The organism is Actinomyces qiguomingii (genome assembly GCF_004102025.1).
Lineage (GTDB): Bacteria > Actinomycetota > Actinomycetes > Actinomycetales > Actinomycetaceae > Actinomyces > Actinomyces qiguomingii.
Genome location: NZ_CP025228.1, coordinates 1,872,836 through 1,892,484 on the forward strand (window position 1 = coordinate 1,872,836; position 19,649 = coordinate 1,892,484).

A 19,649-nucleotide genomic window follows, 5' to 3' on the forward strand; every position below is an offset into this window, starting at 1 on the left:
CCAGCACGGGCCGGCACAGCTTCCGGCGCTCCTCACACCCGCGGACCTCGCCGCCGCAGCCGTGATACACCGGAAACCATACCGGCCCCGGCCAGCAGTGCGGCACCGAGCTCCAGAGCACGGCCGGGCACCGAGCCGAGGCGATCGGCGACGGTAATGGAGTGGCGCAGCGGCACATCCGCCACCAGGGAGGCCTGTGTGTAGGGCCGGGTGCGCTGCTCGACGACGCCGCGCGGATTGATGATCGCTGTAACGCCCACGGTGGAGACCTGCACCAGGGCACGCCCGTGAATCACCGCCTGCACCCTCCCCTGCGCCAGCTGCTGCTCGGCCTCTGAGGAGTGTAGGAAGCTGGCGTTATTGGTCGGGATGACAATCACCTCACCGCCCTGTTGCACGCCGGCTCGCAGCGTGTCCTCGTAAGCCACCTCGAAGCAGATCCCCAGGGCGAGCTTTACGTCGCGTTCCTGCGCAGCGGCGTGGACAGTGAGCGTCTGCGGGCCGGTGCCGGGCGCCAAGTCGGTTCCGATACGATCCACTTGGCGGGTCAGGTGACGCAATTGGTTCCGCAGCGGCACGTATTCGGCGAATGGTACCGGACGGTGTTTGCGGTAGTACTCCCCCGCTCCGGTGGCCGGCGTCCACACCAGCATGTCGTTGTAGCGCACGCCGTCGGCGTAGGAAATGGCGCCCACCAGAAGCGGTGCGCCCACCGCCTGGGCGGCCCTGTCTACAAGTGCCGCCGAGGCGGGGTAGTCGCGCGGATCCAGGTCAGCGGCGTTCTCAGGCCAGATGACGACGTCGAGCGTGCCTCGGCCCACGGCCTCGGCCAGGGAAAGGGTGGCCTCGGCGTGGTTGCCGGTGACCTCCAGGGCCCGGTTGAAAGCATCCTCGAACTCCTCAGCCACATCGCCCTGCACCGCCCCCACCCGCAAGGTGCCGTTCTGGGCGGCACCGTCCAGGGGTGCCAGCACGGGTGCGACGACCACCACTGCGGCCAGTGCCGCGGCCGACAGCCCGTCAAGCACTCGCTGCCGGCGCAGCGCGTGTCCCGCCTCCGCCAGAGCGGCCCCCGCACAGGCGACCAGGGCGGAAAGACCGACGGCGCCGCCATAGGCGGCGAAGGGCAGCATGGGGGCGTCGGCCATGGCGAAGGCGAGTCTGCCGAAGGGGAAACCACCCCACGGCCAGGATGAGCGCACTTCCTCAACCCCGCACCACAGCACTGTGAACGCGGCCATGCGCGCCGCCATGGCCGCGGCGCCGGAGCGTTCCAGTCGTCCGATTCGTGCGACCAACGCCCATGCCGCCCCGAATACTGCCAGGTAGACGGATTCAACCGCGGTCAGGGCGGCCCAGCCGATCGGATTGCCCATCGCCACCGCCGCGAAATGCAGCAGTGGTGTGAACAGTGCGAGTCCGAAAACCGTTCCGAGCCCCGCCCCGGCCCAGGGGCCGCGGCCACGTAGCACCGAGGCCAATAGGGCCAGCCCCAATGGGGCCGCCCACCATGCCCCCACCGGCGGGAACGCGGACCACACGCTCAGTCCGGCGCCCGCAGACACGAGAACGGGTACCAGCCACCGGGTCAGCCGATTCATACGGAGGACCAACTAACCACTCCCCTGTTGACGTCGAGGCAGGCATCCGCGGCCGTCAGCGCCGTCCCGGTCTGATCAGTCTGTCCTTCACCACCGGAGCCGATGGTGGCGAGTTGACCGAGCACATCGAGCAACTGCTTGCACCAGCGCACGAAGTCCCCGGCTGTCAGATCAGTGTCCTCAAGCACGACGGACAGGTCCGCACCTTCGGCCCAGATCCGTACCGCACCGGCAAGTGCGGGCTCGGCGCCGGTGGAGGCCTCCACCCGTTCCAGCGCCTCAAGGTCGCCTATGCGGCGGGAGATCGCCAACTCCTGTTGCAGAACGTCTGCCAGGCGGGAGCCGGGCGCCGCCGGCAGCCCCAGGGATGAAGCCGCTAGACGCGGCTCATACACGCAGGCCGATACGGCTCCGGCCAGCTCCGCCGAGCTGAGCCCATCCCATAAGCCCTGCCGCAGACACTCCGCGACCAGTAGATCGCGCTCGGCATACACGCGCGCCAGCATCCTTCCGGCTCCAGTCACGCGCAACTTCCCCTCGGGATGGCCCCGATCCGCCGGATCCAGGTAGCCCAGTTCAAGCAGCACCCGGCACACCGCGTCGAACTGGCGTGCGATCGTGCCGGTGCGCCTGTTGACACGGGCCTGAATGACCTCTAGCTCATTGCGCGTGCGCACCCAGCGGCGCCCGATGCGGGCATGCTCCTCCCGGTGGGGACAGGCATGGCAGGGGTGGGCGCGCATTTCGTGGCGCAGGCGCTCCAGATGCTGCGCCACATTCGCACCATCCTCACCGGCCCGGTTACCGCGGCGGGAGCCGCGTTGTGTGGATGCGTCAAGCGTTCCTGCGCGCAGAGCTTCCAGCAGTCGTCCCGTCAGCCGCTCGCGTTCGCGTGGTCGGCGCGCGTCCACGGCCTCGGATACTGGCAGAGCCCCAACTCGGGCGACGCCGTCGGGCGCATTCTGCGGAGTCAGAGTGTGCACCCGGCCGTCCTCACCCACGACAGTCAAGCGGGGCTCCCCGGTGTGCGCAGCCTCCTGGGCGAGGACCACGCCGTGCCGCCGACGCCGTCCCGTGCGGAACACGACCACGTCGCCGCGCCCCAGTGAACTGATCGACCGGCTTGCCTCACCACGGCGGTTAGACCGGTTGCCGCGGGACTGATCGGCCTCCGCATCACTGATGCGGTGGCGCAGCAGGGCGTACTCGCCGAAGTCCCCCAGATGACAGGCCATCTGCTTTTCCAGGGCATCCAGCCGGCGGCGCTTGCGGCGTGCCTCGGCCGCTAGTTCGACCACCCCCCGGTCGGCCTGGAACTGCGCGAAAGAGGATTCGAGCACCTCCCGGGCGCGGTCGCGGGGCAGGCGCGCCAGCAGATTGACGGCCATGTTGTAGGTGGGGCGGAAGGCCGATACGAGCGGGTAGGTGCGGCGAGAGGCAAGAGAGGCTACGAAAGTGGGTTCGGCGTCGTCTGTGGCCAGTACGACGGCGTGCCCCTCCACGTCGATGCCGCGGCGGCCCGCTCGGCCGGTCAGCTGCGTGTACTCGCCCGGCGTGAGGTTCACATGTGCCGAGCCGTTCCACTTGCGCAGCGACTCCAGCACCACCGTACGGGCCGGCATATTGATGCCCAATGACAAGGTCTCGGTGGCGTAGACGACCTTTACGAGGTTGGCAGCGAAGAGCTCCTCCACCGTCTCCTTGAACACGGGCAGCAGGCCGGCGTGGTGGGCGGCCACGCCGCGAGTCAGAGCGTGCTCCCAGGCGTGGAATCCGAGCACGCCCAGGTCGCGGTCGGGGATCTGGGCGGTGCGGCGCTCGATGATCTCCCGGATGCGCCTGGCCTCTTGCGCGGTGGTCAGGTCAACTCCGCGGGTGACGGCCTCGCGCACGGCGTTCTCGCAGCCGGTGCGTGAGAATACGAACACAATGGCGGGAAGCAGGTCGGCGCCGTCCAGGGCCTTGATGACGGCCACGCGTGAGGGCGGTCGCAGATGGGCGGTGCGGGCGCCGGCCTCGCCGCGATGTGAGGGACGTCGACGGCCACCGGCGCCGCGGGCCCAGCGGCCCGGGCGACCGGCGCCACCATGTCGGCGCCCGCCGGTGTCGCCTGGCTGCCTACCTGCGGCGGCACGACGCGCATCCCTGACCGACCGCAGCAGGTCGGGGTTCAAAGGCGGTTGTGCCGAGGCCTGCGCCTGTCCGTCAGAGTCGGTGACGGTGCGCAGTGAATACAGTGGGAGCAGACGGCGGCCCACCATCATGTGCTGGGTCAGGGGCACGGGACGGTGCTCGGAGACCACAACCGCAGTTGTGCCACGCACCTGCCCGAGCCAGTCCCCGAATTCTTCAGCATTGGATACTGTGGCCGACAGCGACACCACCAGCACCTCAGGGGCTAGGTGAATCATGACCTCCTCCCACACCGGCCCACGGAAACGGTCGGCGAGGTAGTGGACCTCATCCATCACGACATAGCCCAGCCGGTCCAGGTCCCTGGACCCCGAGTAGAGCATGTTGCGCAGCACCTCGGTGGTCATCACGATCACGTCTGCATGAGGGTTGAGCGAAGTATCGCCGGTGAGCAGACCAACCCGATCGCTTCCATGACGCGCGACCAGGTCGAGGTACTTCTGGTTGGACAGGGCCTTGATGGGCGTGGTGTAAAAGGCCTTGAGACCCTTGGCCAGTGCCAGATGCACGGCAAACTCTCCCACCACGGTTTTCCCTGCGCCAGTGGGAGCGGCCACCAGCACGCCCTCGCCCGCTTCGAGGGCCCGGCAGGCCTGATTCTGGAAGTCGTCAAAGGGGAAGTCATAGCCGCGAGCGAATCGGGCCAGCTCGGTGCGGGAGTCCGCCTGGCGTCGACGTGCGGCGGCGTAGCGTTCAGCTGGCGAAGTCATGAGATAAACCCTATGCGCGGGCCCCTTCCAGCACGTGCAACGACCAGCCGCTTTCGGCGTGCCGTCAAGTTGTCGTAAGAGTGCCGGAGGATGGCGTTCCCGCCAGGGCGGCGTCCAAAGCGGCGTCCTCTTCGGCACGACGCCTGGCCACGCGCTTGTCGTGACGGATCGAGATGTAACAGGCCAGGAAGTACAGGCCGGTGATGGGAATGGCCATGAAGATCATTGACCAGGGGTCGGGCAGCGGATTGGCGAAGGCCATGAAGGTGAAGATGCCGATCACCGCCCAGCGCCAACCCTTGAGCATGGTGCGCCCCTTCATAACCCCGAGCCGGTTCAGCGCAACCATGATCTCCGGAAGCAGGAAGGCGGCTCCAAAGGCCAGGACCAGCCGCAGCACGAAGGATAAGTACACCGAGGCATCCATAATGCCGGTCGATGACCCCGTTTTCGGGATGAAGCCGGTCAGGATCACTGCCGCATGGGGCATGATCCACATGCCCAGGGCGCAGCCGGCGGCGAACAGCAACAGGCCGACCGCGCCGAAGATCCAGGTGTAGACCTTCTCCTTGCGAGTCATTCCGGGGCCAACGTAGGCGAAAAACTCGTAGATCCACAGCGGTGAGGACAGCAGCACACCCAGCCAAATGGACACTCGCAGCCGCATGTCGAAGGAGGACAGCATGGTGGAGTAATTGACGTTGAGCTTGGCCCCGCGTGCGTTGGCCGCCTCAATCGGATAAGTGATGAACTGATACACGACGTCGAATAGGAAATAGCCGACGACGGCCATCACCATGATGCCGATGGCCGAGATGAACAGCCGGTTGCGTAGCTCACGCAGGTGTTCCCCGATGGACATGACTGCCTCGGGGTTCTCGCGGCGTTTCCTGCCGGGCAGCTTCGGCATATGCGGCACGTTCTACTCCTCCCGGGTGTGCGGCAGACGGACTCTCAGGGCCGGGACGACCCCGGCCCGGCGATCACCGCCGGCAACTTCGCGGTGACCCGCCCGCGGCACCGCGCCGCGGGCCGGTGATGTCACTGCTGGACGGTGCCGTCCGTGTATTGCTGCGGCTGCTGGGGCGCCTGCTGCGGGGCCGCCTGCCCGGCCTGGGTGGGCTGGGTGTAGTAGGTGCCCTGTTGCGGCTGCTGCGGGATCTGCGCCTGGGGCTGCTGGTCTGAGGGCGACTCGTCGTCCTCACGGAGCTCCTTGACTTCCTTCTTGAACACCTTCATGGACTTGCCGATACTCCCGGCGATTTCGGGGAGCCTGTTGGCGCCGAAGATGAGCAGCACGAGGACAAGCAGAACAACAATGTGTGTGGGCTTGATCACGACGCAACTCCTTTCGTGGGGCTCGCGATTGAGATGAGCCCGCGTGATGCGTCAAGAGTCTAGCGTTTCGCCGTGCTCGGTTGCGCACCCCGCATAGGCGTTCCACCGTAGGCGTATACGGCGGCATCACGCCTCAGGGCGCGCCGCGCCGCTGCACCGGCCTCCATGGCGAGTTCGGCGGGCTCCACCGTGATCAGGTGTTTGCCCGCGGACAGCACCAGGCCCACCAGCCAGGCGTGGTCGCGCCCACGCACCCGTACTCGCAAAGATCCGTCCCGCTCGGTATGCACCTGCTGGCAGGGGATCTGCTCCACCAGCCAGCGGCCGGTCGGCTTAAGTACGAGGGTGGCCTCGACCCGAGTCGTGTGACTGTTGTGCTTGCGTGAGGAGCGATGCGCCCTAGCCGGTGTGTCGAGCACCTTGGCCTCCAGGACGCGGTCGAGCCGAAATGATCGTTCCGCTCGGGCAGTCAGGCACCAGGCGCGCAGCGTCAGGTGGCTGCCGTCGCTTACCAGTTCCAGCGGATCGACATCGCGTTCCGAGCGGGTGTCTGTGGCGGAGACATACACCAGGTGTAGCCGCCGTCGCTCGGCCAAGGCGCGGCGGACGGATGGCAGGGCGCCGGTGGTGCCGGCGTCCCGGTGGGCGGAGTCCTGCGCCGGAGTAGCTGCGCCCAGGGCATGCCGGAGCGTGCGGCGGGCCTGGTCGAGTACGTCCGCGGCCTCGGGATCGTCGGTCAACAGGTCGGTCAGAACGCCCAACGACAGCATCAGTGACACTGCCTCCCGGTGCGACAGGCGCACGGGCCGGTCCAGGCCCAGGGGCTCACTCAGGCGCAGGCGGCCCTGCTCGAGCGCGTCGGTGGAGAAGTCCACCAGATCATCAGGCATGCCACCGGGCAGTCCGGTCACCCACAGGGTGTTCACGTCTTGACAAATCGTCTCCCGAGTTACGCCGAAATGGGCAGCCGCCTCCTCCAAGGTGGCGTCCTGGTGCTCACTGACCCAGGCGGGCAGGGCCAGCAACCGCACCAGCCTGTCAACGGAACTGGGACGGGCCATTACTCCCCCTCCAAGGCGGCCGGTGCCCAAGCGGAAACCGCCTCCAGATGTGACATGACGTCCTCTCGCAGTTCCTGCGGCGCCAGGACGACAACCGCATCGGCCAGGGCCGCCAGCGTCCCGGCGAAGGCGAAGCGGTCCACGTAGGTGACGTCAATCTCATCCCAGCCACGCGGACATCGCGCCGAACGGGTGGCCTGGGCACGGGCGCGCAGCTGCAGCGCACGCCCCGGAGCGACGGCCAGCACCGCCTGCGCGGGGGTGGGCACCGAGTACTCGACGGCGGGAAAGGCGCCCGCGTCCGAAACCACGGACACCGCTCCGGCAACGCGAGCCAGTCGGAAGGTCCGCTGTTGTCCGGAAGCGAGGTCCAGTGCGTCCAGATACCAGGCGCCCTCGCTCAGACGCAGTTGATGCGGCTCTACGGTGCGGGTTCCGACGTTCCCGGAGCCGGCGGAGGCATAGTTGAAGGTCACCCGGCGGCGCTCTTGCACCGCCGCCGCCAATTCCGCGGGAACTTGCACGCCGGAGACATCGCTGCCGAGGTCGATGCTCAGGTCCGGCAACCGGGCGGAGTCGGCATCGGGGGCGGCCACCGCCCGAATCTTGGTCAACGCGTGCTGGGCCTCGGGGGTCAGTGCCCCGCTGCGCCACGCGGACGCTGCCAACTCAATGGCCGCGGCCTGCGCGGCGGTCAGTCTCAGGTCGGGCAGGGCGTAGTTGGCCTCGGTGATGCGGTAGCGCGCTTGCGCGCCCACGCCGGTGGTGGTGATTTCAATGCCTAGGTCCCGCAGGACGGCCTTGTCTCGCTCGAACATGCGCTGGGAGGAGGCGCCGCCGTCGGGGTTATAGCCGGCGACTGTGCTGATGATCTGGGTATTGGTTAGGCCGGTTTCCGTATTGCGCAGCGCTAGCAGCAGGTTGACCTGCCGTTCCTCGGCCGGGACGGTGGCCGAATCGGGGAGGGGCGCGAGTTGGGGCACGGCAGCAGCCTAGGCGCTGGCACCGGTTATCGTCGGGCGTTACACGCCGGTGGCTTAGGGTGGATCCATGATGTGGCGTGACGCTAACGTGCTCGAGCTACGGCGGATCTGGGGACGTCCCGGAAGACGCTGCGCAGAAGTGACGGTGCGCATCGTTTCCGCTCCACCGGGTGCCGTCGTGCTCGGCGACGGCGAGCCGTGCCGGGCCATCGCCTACGAGACCGTCACGGGCCTGCCCGAAACCGGTGAATGGGTGCGGTTGGAGGTATCCGCCCTGGCTCGCGCACTGGGCACCGGAGGGCATGCCATGATCACCGCGCGACCGGGCGTACTGCCTGCGGATACGCCCGCGCGCGGGCACCTGGTCAAGGCCCGCTACATGCCCGACCAGGTCATGGTTGCCGGTGTCGATGAGCAGGACACCACCGACCATGCGCTCCTGAGCGCACCAATTGACACCATCACGCTCACCGATACGCCGGTGGTGATCGCCGATCTGCACTCCGCGCTGCCCGCGGTCCTGGCCGGCCTGCGCGCCCCGGACCCCGATCAGCTGACCTGCCGGCCAGGGGTGCCCAGCTGGCGCGAATTACGGGTCGTCTATGTGATGACCGACGGCGGCGCCCTGCCCCTGCCCTACTCCCGTACGGTAGCGGCCTTGCAGGAGGCCGGGGTGCTGGCTGGAACGGTCAGCGTTGGGCAGGCCTGGGGCGGAGACCTGGAGGCGGTGAGTATCCACAACGGGCTGCTGGCCGCTCGCCATGTTCTGGACGCCGATGTGATCGTGGTGGCGCAGGGTCCCGGAAATCTCGGCACCGACACGCCCTGGGGATTCTCCGGGGTGGCCTGCGGCGACGTCGTCAATGCGGTTGCCGCGCTGGACGGCCGTCCCGTCGCCTGCCTGCGCATCTCCGAGGCGGATGCCCGCGCACGCCATCGGGGTGTGTCCCACCACTCGCTGACGGCATACGGGCGCGTCGCCCTGGCCGCCGCCGACATCGTGGTGCCATTGCTGCCCGGAGCCTTGGGGGAACAGGTGGCTGAGCAGGCCGATGCCCTGTGCTCGGCGCGCACACGGGCGGCCACCCACCGGCGGGTTGAGGTGCCGGTTACTGGCCTATATGCGGCACTGCAGGCCGTGGAGCGTTACACCGGAGTGCGCTTGAGCACCATGGGTCGTGGACTGGAACAGGATACGGCCGCCTTCCTCGCAGCGGCCGCCGCCGGGCGCCACGCCGCCCGCCTGGCCCGTTCCCGGCAGGAGTAGTGAGGACGGCGCTCCGGCGCGGCTGCACTACGCTGGCCCCATGAAGACTTTCGAGGACCTTTTCGCCGAGCTGCAGGACAAGGCCGTCACCCGCCCCGCCGGGTCCGGCACGGTCCAGGAGCTTGACCGAGGCGTGCACTTCATCGGCAAGAAGCTCGTCGAGGAGGCAGCCGAGGCGTGGATGGCCTGCGAGCATGAGTCCGACGAAGCCGCCTGCGAGGAGCTCAGCCAGCTGATGTACCACACCCAGGTGATGATGCTGGCCAAGGGCTACACGCTCGAGGACATTTACCGCTACCTGTGAGGTTAGGGGACGCCGGGCCCCGCATGATCCATCACCCACTGACCACGCTTTCAAGCTCCACTACACACTCGAGGAACACCGTGCTGCGCATCGCCGTGCCCAACAAGGGCTCCCTGTCCGAGCCCGCCACCACCATGCTTGCCGAGGCGGGCTACCGTACCCGCCGCTCCGGGCGGGAGCTCGTCCTGGTTGACGATGCCAACCAGGTCGAGCTGTTCTTCCTGCGCCCACGCGACATCGCCGTCTACGTCGGCCAGGGAACTGTGCACGCCGGCGTGACCGGCCGCGACCTGCTGCTGGACTCGGGCGTGGAGGCGCTTGAGCACCTGCCGCTCGGCTTCGCCCGTTCCACTTTCCGTTTTGCTGCGCCAGCCGGCACCATGAGCACCTTGGCCGATGTCGAGGGCAAGCGTGTGGCCACTTCCTACGACGTGCTGGTGCGCAACTTCCTGGCGGAGCAGGGGATCAACGCCCAGACCGTGCACCTGGACGGCGCCGTGGAGTCCTCCGTGCAGCTGGGGGTGGCGGACCTGATCGCTGACGTCGTCGAGACCGGCTCCACGCTGCGTGCCGCCGGCTTGGAGACCTTCGGGGAGCCGATCCTGGCCAGCGAGGCGGTGCTGATCACCACCGAGCAGTACCGCGACGAGCCCGGCCTGGCCACCCTCGTGCGCCGTCTGGAAGGTGTGCTGCGGGCCCGCTCCTACGTTCTGGTGGACTATGACATCCCCATGAACCGGCTGCACCTGGCCAGCGAGATCACTCCCGGCATCGAATCTCCCACCGTATCTCCGCTGCAAAACCCCGACTGGGTGGCGGTGCGGGCGATGGTCCCCCGCAAGGACGCCAACCGCGTCATGGACGAGCTATACGCCATCGGGGCGCGCGCCATTCTGGTGTCCTCCCTGGTGGCCTGCAGGCTGTAGGGGTAGTACCTGTCAAACCCGGGTTTTGTGGACGGTGTTTTAGCTGCCGCCGGTGGCGTACGCCCCGCCAGTGCCGCGGGTCGGGAACCGGAGCGAACACGCTGAAAACCCCCAGTCACCAACTTTGCCGCCCCGGAAGCTGATGACGGTCGAACTTCGTGCCATCATTCACGGCTGATGGTCCGTTCTTCAAGGTTTATTGGTGGGTAAATTAATACTCGCAGGAGCGGGCCGTCCTACCGCTCACCCATCACACGTTCACGCCGCTTTGACTGCACAAGGAGAAGATGGGGCAGTGAGTTTCCGCAAGAAAGTGATGGAGGTTTCGGCACGTTGCCTGCGCCGGTAGCGACGGCTCAAGCGGTGAGCAGCGGCTCGCAGACGTCGTCGGAGGTCACGGTGGTCTCACCGAGCAGGCCGCGGCCGGCTAGGAAGTCGATGGTCTCCCCCACCTGCTCCGGCACCAGCGCGCCCACCACCGTGTCCTTACTGGGCCGCACCAGCTCACCCGTGGCCACGGCCACCTCGCGGGCGTTCTCGGCCTGTGTGGAGTCCACCAGGTCTGGGACGTACTCCCTGGTGCCGTCGACTGCCGCGTCGGGGTCATCCACGAACCTGGTCATACCGACGGCGGAGGCCGCCACAGCCGCTTCCAACTCGGAGCGACGGTCGGCCAGCACCTGCGCCGTGGTGATCAGGGAGGCTCCCAGCAGCGGCACGTCTTCGCCGATGGACAAGACGCGCACAGGCGTGCCGTGCTGGGCGATCTGGACGGCGTCATTATTGGAAAAGCCGGCGATGGCGTCGACCTTGCCGCTGGACAGGGCGGCCTGCTGGGTGTAGCCGATCTCCTGCACGTCGACGTCATCCTCGGTCAGCCCGGCCGAGGACAGCGCCACCAGCACCGAGTACCAGGTCTCGCCAGTCTTGCCGGGGGTACCGATCCTCTTTCCGGCCAGATCCTTCAGTTCGGTGATATCGGAGTCCTCCGGCACGATGATGCAGCCCGGGTAGCGCTGGTAGTAGCCGCCTATGATCACCAGCTCATTGCCGTTGGAGGCAGCCACGATCGCCTCATCGCCGCCCGCCACCACCAGGTGCTCAGTGCCGGCCAGCAGCGCGTCGAACTGCCCCTCCTGCTCCCCGTGGTGGCGCAGGGACACGCCCGCCGCGTACTCGCCGTCGGCCAGGGCCAGGTAGAAGGGGGCGAACTGCACGTTCGGGGTGTAGGTCATGCCGATGACCAGACCGGAGGTGGCTGCGGTGGCCGTGGCGGTCCGGGCACCGGTGCCCGAGGCGCAGGCGGCCAGCAGCCCGGCGGCGCCTGCTCCCATGGCGGTCAGCAGCGTGCGGCGGGTCAAGCGGGGGGTGAGAGCGTACATGGTGGTTCCTTTCACTGCCGTGAGCCGGTTAGCGGCAGCAGACGGGATAGGGTGAGATTTGGTTGGAAGGGACGTTCGTGCAGGGGCGGGGCGTGGCCTCAGGTGGCGCGGCGCCCCCGCATGGAGGCGACGACGCGGCTACGCCGTTCCAGCTCGTGCAGTACCCAGTGGATGGTGGTGGCGATGACACACAGCACCACGATGGTGGAGAACAGCCCGGTGGTGTCCACGGTTTGCCGCTGGGAGGCGAGCACCATGCCCAGGCCCTCCCCGCCCATGGTCATCTCGCCGATCACAGCGCCGGTCACGGACAGGGTGAAGCCGGTGCGCAGCCCGGACAGGATCGCAGGCAACGTCATTGGCAGCTCCATGTAGACCAACATGCTCAGCCCGTCGGCGCCGTCGAGTCGGGCGGCATCAATGACGTCGGTGTCCAGGCCGCGCAGGCCCAGCAGGACGGTGACCGTGATCGGGAAGAACACCATGAGCACGCACAGCACCACCGTCGGCACGGTGCCATAGCCGATCCACACCACCAGCAGTGGTGCGATCGCGATCGCCGGGATGGCCTGCGAGGCGGCCACGTACGGCAGGACAGCGCGGGAGAAGCGACGGGAGTGGTACAGCGTCCACGCCAGCGGCAGGGACAGGACGGCGGCTGCCAGGCAACCGAGCAGCGCCTCGCGCAGTGTCACCCAGGTGTATCCGGCGAGGCCGCCCTGGGTGAAGGCGAGCACCAGGCGGCGGGCGACTGCCGAGGGAGAGGGCAGGAAAACCGGTGCGATCAGACCGGCCCGAGTCACTGCCCACCAGGCCAGCAGGAGGAACGCCCCCAGCACGACGGACGGGTTGAACACCGTCCGCAGCAGCCGGGCAACCGTGGGCCGCGGTATGCGGGCGCCCTCGTGACGGGCGGCTCCGATCCCGGTTCTCCCGATGATGGCGCTGGTCATGCGCGGCGTCCTCTCCGGCTCCTCCCGGAGCACCCGCCCCGGGGGCACTCCGGGGTGACGGGCGGTACTCGCGTAACGCCACACGGCGCGAGGCCACTGCCTACAATCGGGATCCGCCCCCATGGGAGCGCACCACGATCCGCGGACGCCAGACACGCGCCACGTGCCTCCTCCCATCCGGACTTTCACCGTCGGTACCGGATTTCCACCGGCTCAGCCGACTGCGCCCACCCTGCGGGTGGATGCAACCGGGTCGCGGACTATCACCGCCGGCTCGGACTTTCACCGACCCCGGAGCACGTTTCATGCATCGCCGACACTAGCGGCTGGTGGCAGCAGTGGCAACCCTGTTCGCCTGAAACGCTCGGGAGTGTCATCCGTCTCGGCTCCGGCGCATGCCGGCGGTGACACGGCCCATGAGGGCCAGCACATCGGGAACACGTCAGGCACGCCGACCGCGGGCCACCTGATAGCCGGCCACGATTCCCGCCTGCTCCAGGCGTGCCGGCGATGTCTGGCGCGGTGGAGCCCAACAGCTCGCGGTGCATGACCATCAGGGTGTGGGTGTCGAGACCGTCGGACCGGGAAAGGACCGAGTCTGCCAGGTGACGGCGGGCCAAGAGTCTTTAGGCGTATCTGTCACCCCTCCGAACTCCCCAACACTTACAGCCATACGTGTAAACAACCACGGTCCCGTGGGCGCATGATGCACGGTCGCCTACCGGCCCGCCGGGGCAACGCGCCACGGGTAGGCGGCCGCGGAGTCGCCCGGGTCATCGGCATCGAACCTGCCGGGTAGCCGCCGCCCGCAGTGGCGGCAGCAGCCCCTCTCATCCAGCTCGTAGGCGTCCACCGTATAGCCGCGACGGACAATGACCGCGGCGCCACAACCGGGGCAGAAGGTCGTCGCCCCCTCCGCGTCGCGCACATTGCCCAGATACACGAAGCGCAGGCCCGCATCCAGCGCCGCGCGGCGGGCCCGCCGCAGCGTAGCCGCCGGCGTCCGCGGCCGGTCCAGCATGCGGTGGGCGGGGTGGAAGGCCGTCAGATGCAGCGGCGTGTGCGCGCCCAGCGCGCCGGCCACCCAGGCGGCAAGCCGACCGACCTCCTCGGGCGAGTCGTTCAGGCCCGGGATCAACAGCGTGGTCAACTCCAGCCACGTTGAGGTGTGTTCGCGCACGCGCACCAGCGTGTCCTGCACATCCCGCAGCCGCGCCCCGGTGATCTTCCGGTAGAAGCCCTCGGTGAAGCCCTTGAGGTCAATATTGGCGGCGTCGACGGAGCCGAAGAGTTCCAGCGCCGGCCCGCCGCAGACCCACCCGGCGCTGACCGCGTAGGCCTCCAGCCCGCGCTCGTGGCAGGCGTGAGCGGTGTCGATGGCGTACTCGGCGAAGACCACCGGGTCGTTGTAGGTGAAGGCGACGGCGCGGGCGCCCAACCGGGCGGCCTGATCGGCGATGTTGCCGGGCGGGGCGTCCACGCTGAGCACCTGGGTGGATCGGGCGGTCGAGACCACCCAGTTCTGGCAGAACTTGCACGACAGGTTGCAGCCCGCGGTGCCGAAGGACAGCACGGAATTGCCGGGGTGGACGTGATGCAGCGGCTTCTTCTCCACCGGGTCCAGGCATAGGCCGGTGGAGCGGCCGTAGGCGGTCAGCACGATCCGCTTCCCACTGCGGCGACGCACGAAGCAGAAGCCGCGCTGCCCCTCCCGCAGGCGACAGTGTCGCGGACACAGGTCGCATTGCAAACGGCCGTCCGGCAGCGCTTTCCACCATCGGGCCGTGTAACCGGCGGCGTCGCCCGCAGCGGGCGGGGACGGCGGCGGGGTGGTAAGGGTGCTCATGGCTCCTCCCAGGCGCGCACCCGGTAGGTCTCCACGACCAGATCCGGGTCCCAGAACCCGGCGGGCCAGCCGGCCTTGCGCTTGAGTTGACGCAGGAATTCGGCCGGATCTGGCAATTCATCCCACACCTGCGGCAGGAAGGTGGCGCGCCGGGGTCCCAGTGACAGCACCACGCCGTCAACACCCGGGCGCAGGCGGCGGCGTGCCTCCTGCTCGTCGCGCGTCTCCATGACCTCGGGGGTCGTGAGGACGGACACCTCCAGGTTAAGCGCCGGCAGCTCCGTGGCCGTAACGGGCGGGAAGCGCGGGTCGCGCAGTGCGGCGGCGACGGCATTGGCCACGACGTCTTCGCCCAGCGGGCGGCGCGCCTCCAGCGAGCCAATGCAGCCGCGCAGGGAGCCGTCCTCAGTGCGCAGAGTGATGAAGGCGGCGCCGGGACGCTCCAGCCAGTCGGGCCGCTCCCCCACCACCAGCTCGGCGGGCTCACCGGGCTCGGTGCCCACGGCGCGGGCGATCGCCCGGCGGGCCAGTGGCAACAGAGTGTCCCCGGCGTCGGCGGGCGGCTCGGTAGCCTGTGTATCCGCGGCTGCCGTGGCGGCGGCAAGCTCATCCTTAGCGGTGGGCGACTCGTGGAGGGCGACAGCGCAGTAACCGACCACCCTATCCGGGTCGCCGGCGGAATCGGCCGAGGTGCACCGGCCCAGCAGCTCGGCACGCATCCCGCGCTCCTTGGCGGCCAAAAGCATGCCGTCCAGCGGCGTGGCACCGCAGGCGCGATCATGCGGGATGGTGGAGTCCAGGGCGAGGATGCGCGCTACCGTCTCCTCGTCAACCGATACGGCCCGATCCTGCGGCAGGTAGTGAGACAGGTCGGAGGAGATCACGATGACCGTCTCCGGCCCACCCCATAGCGCGTTGAGCACATCGGCAACCGTGCGCGCCGAGGCGGTACCGACCGCCAGGGGCACCACCTGCACCTGACCTAGGACCGTCTGAATGAAAGGCAGCTGCACTTCCAGGGAGTGCTCCCATGCGTGCACCTCCGGCGCGGTGCTCACCCCGGGCAGGGCCGCGGCGAGCTCGCAAGCCGCGGAGTCGACGTCGAGCGTGCCCAGGGGCGTGGCCAGCTGCTGCACACCGGGCAGGGCCAGTCCGCGCACCGCCACCCGGTGCGCGGGGCCCAGGACGACCACGCGGGTGATGCGTCCGCGACCTGGCTCCAGGCGGGCGTAGGCGCAGGCGGCCATGGGCCCGGAGTAGACGTAGCCGGCGTGCGGAGCCACGACGGCCTTGGGTACAGGGGCGAGATGCTCTGGACGCGCCCGGCTCAGCAGCTCATCAAGCATCTGTGTCAGGGCGGGGGCGTCCCCCGGGTAGAAGGATCCGGCGACGGCCGGGCGGCGGACAGTTTTCATGGTCTCTCCCCCTTGAGCGGTACCAGGGTACGCCGGGACCCCACCCGGGGAGCAAGAGGGCGGTCCCCCGACCTGCTGACTCAGCGGGCGGCGGCGACGGCGGCGTCGAACTCAGCGGACACCGCCTCATCAGGCCGACCTGCCCGGGATACAGCCCAGGCGGCCAGCAGGTTAGCCGCGAACCCGGGAGCGAGCTCATACAGGTCAAGGATGCCTCCCGGCCCTCCGGAGACATTGCCCCAGATCATCACCACAACGGCGCCGGTGATAATGCCGACGAAGGCTCCGAGGGCAGTCAATCGCTTCCAGTACAGGCACAGCAGGATGGTGGGGCCGAAAGAAGCGCCGAAGCCCGCCCAGGCGAAGGCGACCAGTGCCAGGATCGTGTCATTGGGCGTCCAAGCCATGGCCGCGGCGACTACCGCGACGGTGAGCACGGCGAAGCGTGAGTACATGACCAGGCGCCGCTGGGAGACCGGGCGGTGGAAGACCTGCCGGTACAGGTCTTCAATCAACGCCGAGGAGATCACCAGCAGCTGACTGGAAATAGTGGACATGATGGCGGCCAGGATCGCGGCGAGCATGAATCCGGCCACGAATGGGTGGAACAGCAGCTGACCCAGGGCAATGAACACAGTCTCCGGGTTGGCCAGGGCGGTGCCATCGCGTTGGAAGATCGCAATCCCGACGATGGCGGTGGCGGCGGCTCCGGCGACGGCGAACAGCATCCAGCCGATACCGATACGTCGTCCGGCAACAGCCTCCTGGGGGGAGCGCAGGGCCATGAAGCGGACGATGATATGTGGCTGTCCGAAGTAGCCCAGCCCCCAGGCCAGCGAGGACACGATCCCGATCACAGAGGTGCTTGGGCCGAGCACTGCCCAGTAGTGCGGGTCGACCGCGGTGACGGCCTGCAGCGTCTCCCCCAACCCGCCCATGCGGACCACACCCACAACCGGTACGGCGATCAGCGCCGTGACCATCATGATTCCCTGCACCAGATCCGTGTAGGAAACCGCTAGAAAACCGCCGACGAGCGTGTACATGACGGTAATGCCGGCCACCACGGTCAGGCCCAGGCGGTAATCCATGCCGAAGGAGGACTCGAAGAAGGTGCCTCCGGAGACCATTCCGGAAGAGACGTAGAAGGTGAAGAAGATGACGATTACGCCGCCGCTGGCCCAACGCAGCAGATGCCGATCGTCATGCAGGCGGTTGTCTAGGAAGCCGGGGATAGTGATGGAATCCCGGGCGACCTCGGTATAGGAACGCAGCCGAGGCGCCACGTACCTCCAGTTCAGCCAGGCGCCCACCGTCAGTCCTACGGCGATCCACGCCTCCACCAGCCCGCTGGCGTATAGAGCCCCTGGAAGCCCCATGAGCAGCCAGCCGGACATATCGGAGGCGCCCGCTGACAGTGCGGTTACCGCGGGGCCGAGGCCCCGATCGGCAAGCATGTAATCGTCCAGGGAGTCGTTATGACCGTAAGCCCACCAGCCGATCGCCACCATTCCAACGAAGTAGATGATCATGGAGATGGCTTGGAAGGTTGTCTCGGTCATGGTTCTCCTACGGGGGCGGGGGGCCTGCAACCTGCCGCAGTTTAAGCGAAGCTGCGGCGTCGGCGTCGGCGCGTGCCGCAACGGGGTCCTTGCCCGTGCCTGCGGCGGCGTAGGCGGCCACAAGTCCCTCCACGAGCGCTCCACCGGACAGGTGTACACGTGCGGCCAACTCCGGATCGAGCAGCTCCAGGGCCGTCTGAGCAGCCAAGACACCACTGCCCAGGTCCGCGAGAACCACCACGCCGGTGCCGTCGTCGGCGGCCTCAATAGCCGCCATGATCTCGGTGGCGTCCGTGCCCAGGGTGCCGTCTGGCAGGCCCGCGGCCACCTCCAGTGGCGCCTCCAGGCCGGGTATCAGGCCCCTGACCAAGGTCACGGCGGCGTCGGCAAGGGGGCGTGAATGAGAGACGACGACGATACCCGTCATGCTTCGCCCGTCACCCGGCCACTAACGACATCGGCAAGTGCCTGCATGATCAGAGCGGTGGAGGCGGCGCCGGGATCAATGTGGCCGATGGAGCGCTCACCCAGGTAGGAGGCGCGCCCCTTCTTGGCCAGCATGGGCTCGGTGGCGTCGCGTCCTGCCGCGGCGGCATCGGCTGCGGCGGCGACGGCTCGCGCCAGGGTTCCCTCCGCTTCGCCGCTGCGGTCCCGGAGCGCCTGCAGAGCTGGACTCCAGGCATCGAGCATGGTCTTGTCCCCGGTCTCGGCATTGCCGCGTTGAACGATCCCGCCGATGCCGGCGGCGACGGCGTCGGCCAGGGCAGCGGTGTCTATCGTCTGTCTACCGGCTAAAGCGGTGGACATGCGCAGGAAGAAGGTGCCGTACAGGGGGCCGGCGGCGCCACCGACCTTCGAGATCAGAGCCATGGCGGTCTGCTTGAGAACAGCGGCCGGGGCTTCGGGGGCGTCGGGCAGCGCCTCAACAGCGGCGTTCATTCCGCGCTTCATGTTGGCACCGTGGTCGGCGTCGCCAATGGCAGCGTCCAGTGCTGTCAGCTCATCGGCGCGCACTGCGATGAGTCGGGCGGCACGCCGGATCCAGGCGGCGGTGTCGCCTGCGTCCAGTTCCGTCAGCGCTGTGGGTGACATGCGCTCATACCCCCCATCGCAGGCCGGGTGTGTCCACTGGGGCGTCCCACAGTCGCAGCATCTCCTCGTCTGCGCGCACCAGCGTGAGCGAGCATCCGGCCATGTCGAGACTGGTGATGTAGTCGCCCACCAGCGAGCGTTCCACCTTCACACCGGCAGCCTCGAGCCGCTTGGCGACTTCGCCGTACATCAGGTAGAGCTCCAGCAGCGGGCTACCGCCCATACCGTTGAGCAGGGCGATCACGCCGTGGTCGCCGTCGGGAAGCTCGGCCAGGACGGGGTCGACCAGCTGTTTGGCGATCTCATCCGCGGGGGCGATCTTGGCGCGGTGGCGGCCGGGTTCGCCATGAATGCCGATGCCGATTTCCATCTCATCATCGGGCAGGTCGAAGGACGGCTTGCCATTGGCCGGGACAGTGCAGGAGGTCAGGGCCACGCCCATGGAGCGACCGGATTCAGAAGTGCGCTTGGCGATGGCGGCCACCTGCTCCAGTGACAATCCCTGTTCGGCGGCGGCGCCGGCTATCTTCTCCACGATCACGGTCACGCCCACGCCGCGTCGCCCGGCGGTGTACAGGGAGTCCTCCACGGCCACGTCGTCGGCGGTGATGACGGTAGCGACCTGGGTGCCGGATTCGGCCGCCACCATCTCGGCGGCCATGTCGAAGTTCATGACGTCACCGGTGTAGTTCTTCACGATGTGCAGTACGCCGGCTCCGCGGTCCACGGCGGCGGTGGCGGCGCTAACCTGATCGGGAACGGGCGAGGTGAAGATCTCCCCGGCGCAGGCGGCATCTAGCATGCCCGTGCCGACGAAGCCCCCGTGCAGGGGCTCGTGTCCGCTGCCGCCTCCGGAGACGATGGCGACCTTGCCGTCTTCCTTTGGGGTGGCGCGGTAGACGATGTGCCGTGCCATGTCGACTCTGAGACGGTCGGGGTGCGCCGCAGCCATTCCTGTCAGCGCGTTGCTTACCACGTCGTCGACGGAGTTGATGAGCTTTTTCATGACAGAACTG

Annotated in this window: 17 protein-coding genes and 1 riboswitch; of the genes, 3 read left to right on the top strand and 14 right to left on the bottom strand. The window is 68.1% G+C overall.

The annotated features are described in order from the left end of the window. Positions 1 to 32 precede the first annotated feature (32 nt). The 6 genes from lnt to CWT10_RS07720 all read right to left on the bottom strand — a co-directional run bounded on the left by lnt (position 33) and on the right by CWT10_RS07720 (position 7,886). Positions 33 to 1,601, bottom strand: a complete 1,569-nt coding sequence (gene lnt, locus CWT10_RS07695; RefSeq protein WP_103064406.1) for an apolipoprotein N-acyltransferase — start codon at positions 1,599 to 1,601, stop codon at positions 33 to 35. After that, positions 1,598 to 4,504 carry a DEAD/DEAH box helicase gene (locus CWT10_RS07700; RefSeq protein ID WP_103064407.1) on the bottom strand — a complete coding sequence of 969 codons (2,907 nt, stop codon included), beginning with the start codon at positions 4,502 to 4,504 and terminating at the stop codon, positions 1,598 to 1,600. Before CWT10_RS07700 ends, lnt begins: the two co-directional genes overlap by 4 nt. 64 nt (positions 4,505 to 4,568) lie before the next feature. Next, the gene (tatC, locus tag CWT10_RS07705) at positions 4,569 to 5,414 is read right to left on the bottom strand and encodes a twin-arginine translocase subunit TatC (RefSeq protein ID WP_416171732.1); all 846 of its coding nucleotides are present in this window, start codon (positions 5,412 to 5,414) and stop codon (positions 4,569 to 4,571) included. Between the two features lie 131 nt (positions 5,415 to 5,545). Next, a complete protein-coding gene (gene tatA, locus CWT10_RS07710) occupies positions 5,546 to 5,842 on the bottom strand; it encodes a Sec-independent protein translocase subunit TatA (RefSeq protein WP_174721951.1) in 297 nt (98 codons plus the stop codon). Positions 5,843 to 5,901: 59 nt separating this feature from the next. Next, positions 5,902 to 6,903 carry a helix-turn-helix transcriptional regulator gene (locus CWT10_RS07715; protein WP_103064410.1) on the bottom strand — a complete coding sequence of 334 codons (1,002 nt, stop codon included), beginning with the start codon at positions 6,901 to 6,903 and terminating at the stop codon, positions 5,902 to 5,904. Continuing rightward, positions 6,903 to 7,886: a helix-turn-helix transcriptional regulator gene (locus tag CWT10_RS07720; protein WP_103064411.1), complete on the bottom strand. Its 984-nt coding sequence runs from the start codon at positions 7,884 to 7,886 to the stop codon at positions 6,903 to 6,905. The genes CWT10_RS07715 and CWT10_RS07720 overlap by 1 nt, the downstream gene beginning before the upstream one ends. 67 nt (positions 7,887 to 7,953) lie before the next feature. Between CWT10_RS07720 and CWT10_RS07725 the strand changes: the two genes are divergently transcribed. The 3 genes from CWT10_RS07725 to hisG all read left to right on the top strand — a co-directional run bounded on the left by CWT10_RS07725 (position 7,954) and on the right by hisG (position 10,383). Further along, a complete protein-coding gene (locus CWT10_RS07725; RefSeq protein WP_103064412.1) occupies positions 7,954 to 9,153 on the top strand; it encodes a DUF3866 family protein in 1,200 nt (399 codons plus the stop codon). Positions 9,154 to 9,193: 40 nt separating this feature from the next. Then, positions 9,194 to 9,457, top strand: a complete 264-nt coding sequence (locus CWT10_RS07730; RefSeq protein ID WP_103064413.1) for a phosphoribosyl-ATP diphosphatase — start codon at positions 9,194 to 9,196, stop codon at positions 9,455 to 9,457. A gap of 80 nt (positions 9,458 to 9,537) precedes the next feature. Continuing rightward, positions 9,538 to 10,383, top strand: coding sequence for an ATP phosphoribosyltransferase (gene hisG, locus CWT10_RS07735; protein ID WP_103064414.1), 846 nt, complete (start codon positions 9,538 to 9,540; stop codon positions 10,381 to 10,383). 356 nt (positions 10,384 to 10,739) lie between these two features. Here the strand turns inward: hisG and CWT10_RS07740 are convergent, their stop codons facing one another. From CWT10_RS07740 to dhaK, 8 genes are all read right to left on the bottom strand, one after another. Beyond that, positions 10,740 to 11,765 (bottom strand): ABC transporter substrate-binding protein, encoded by a 1,026-nt coding sequence (locus CWT10_RS07740; RefSeq protein WP_233188402.1) that lies wholly within the window; start codon positions 11,763 to 11,765, stop codon positions 10,740 to 10,742. Positions 11,766 to 11,863: 98 nt separating this feature from the next. Further along, the gene (locus tag CWT10_RS07745) at positions 11,864 to 12,718 is read right to left on the bottom strand and encodes an ABC transporter permease (RefSeq protein ID WP_103064415.1); all 855 of its coding nucleotides are present in this window, start codon (positions 12,716 to 12,718) and stop codon (positions 11,864 to 11,866) included. A gap of 160 nt (positions 12,719 to 12,878) precedes the next feature. Further along, positions 12,879 to 13,021: riboswitch (FMN riboswitch) on the bottom strand. Between the two features lie 415 nt (positions 13,022 to 13,436). Next, positions 13,437 to 14,564, bottom strand: a complete 1,128-nt coding sequence (amrS, locus tag CWT10_RS07750) for an AmmeMemoRadiSam system radical SAM enzyme (protein ID WP_103064416.1) — start codon at positions 14,562 to 14,564, stop codon at positions 13,437 to 13,439. Then, positions 14,561 to 15,979 carry an AmmeMemoRadiSam system protein B gene (gene amrB / locus CWT10_RS17340; RefSeq protein ID WP_103064417.1) on the bottom strand — a complete coding sequence of 473 codons (1,419 nt, stop codon included), beginning with the start codon at positions 15,977 to 15,979 and terminating at the stop codon, positions 14,561 to 14,563. The genes amrS and amrB overlap by 4 nt, the downstream gene beginning before the upstream one ends. Before the next feature lie 80 nt (positions 15,980 to 16,059). Then, positions 16,060 to 17,541: a sodium/proline symporter PutP gene (gene putP, locus CWT10_RS07760; protein WP_103064418.1), complete on the bottom strand. Its 1,482-nt coding sequence runs from the start codon at positions 17,539 to 17,541 to the stop codon at positions 16,060 to 16,062. 7 nt (positions 17,542 to 17,548) lie between these two features. Beyond that, positions 17,549 to 17,968: a PTS-dependent dihydroxyacetone kinase phosphotransferase subunit DhaM gene (locus CWT10_RS07765; protein ID WP_103064419.1), complete on the bottom strand. Its 420-nt coding sequence runs from the start codon at positions 17,966 to 17,968 to the stop codon at positions 17,549 to 17,551. Next, positions 17,965 to 18,633 (bottom strand): dihydroxyacetone kinase subunit DhaL, encoded by a 669-nt coding sequence (gene dhaL / locus CWT10_RS07770; RefSeq protein WP_103064420.1) that lies wholly within the window; start codon positions 18,631 to 18,633, stop codon positions 17,965 to 17,967. The genes CWT10_RS07765 and dhaL overlap by 4 nt, the downstream gene beginning before the upstream one ends. A 4-nt stretch (positions 18,634 to 18,637) precedes the next feature. Continuing rightward, a complete protein-coding gene (gene dhaK, locus CWT10_RS07775; RefSeq protein WP_103064421.1) occupies positions 18,638 to 19,639 on the bottom strand; it encodes a dihydroxyacetone kinase subunit DhaK in 1,002 nt (333 codons plus the stop codon). Positions 19,640 to 19,649: the final 10 nt, after the last annotated feature.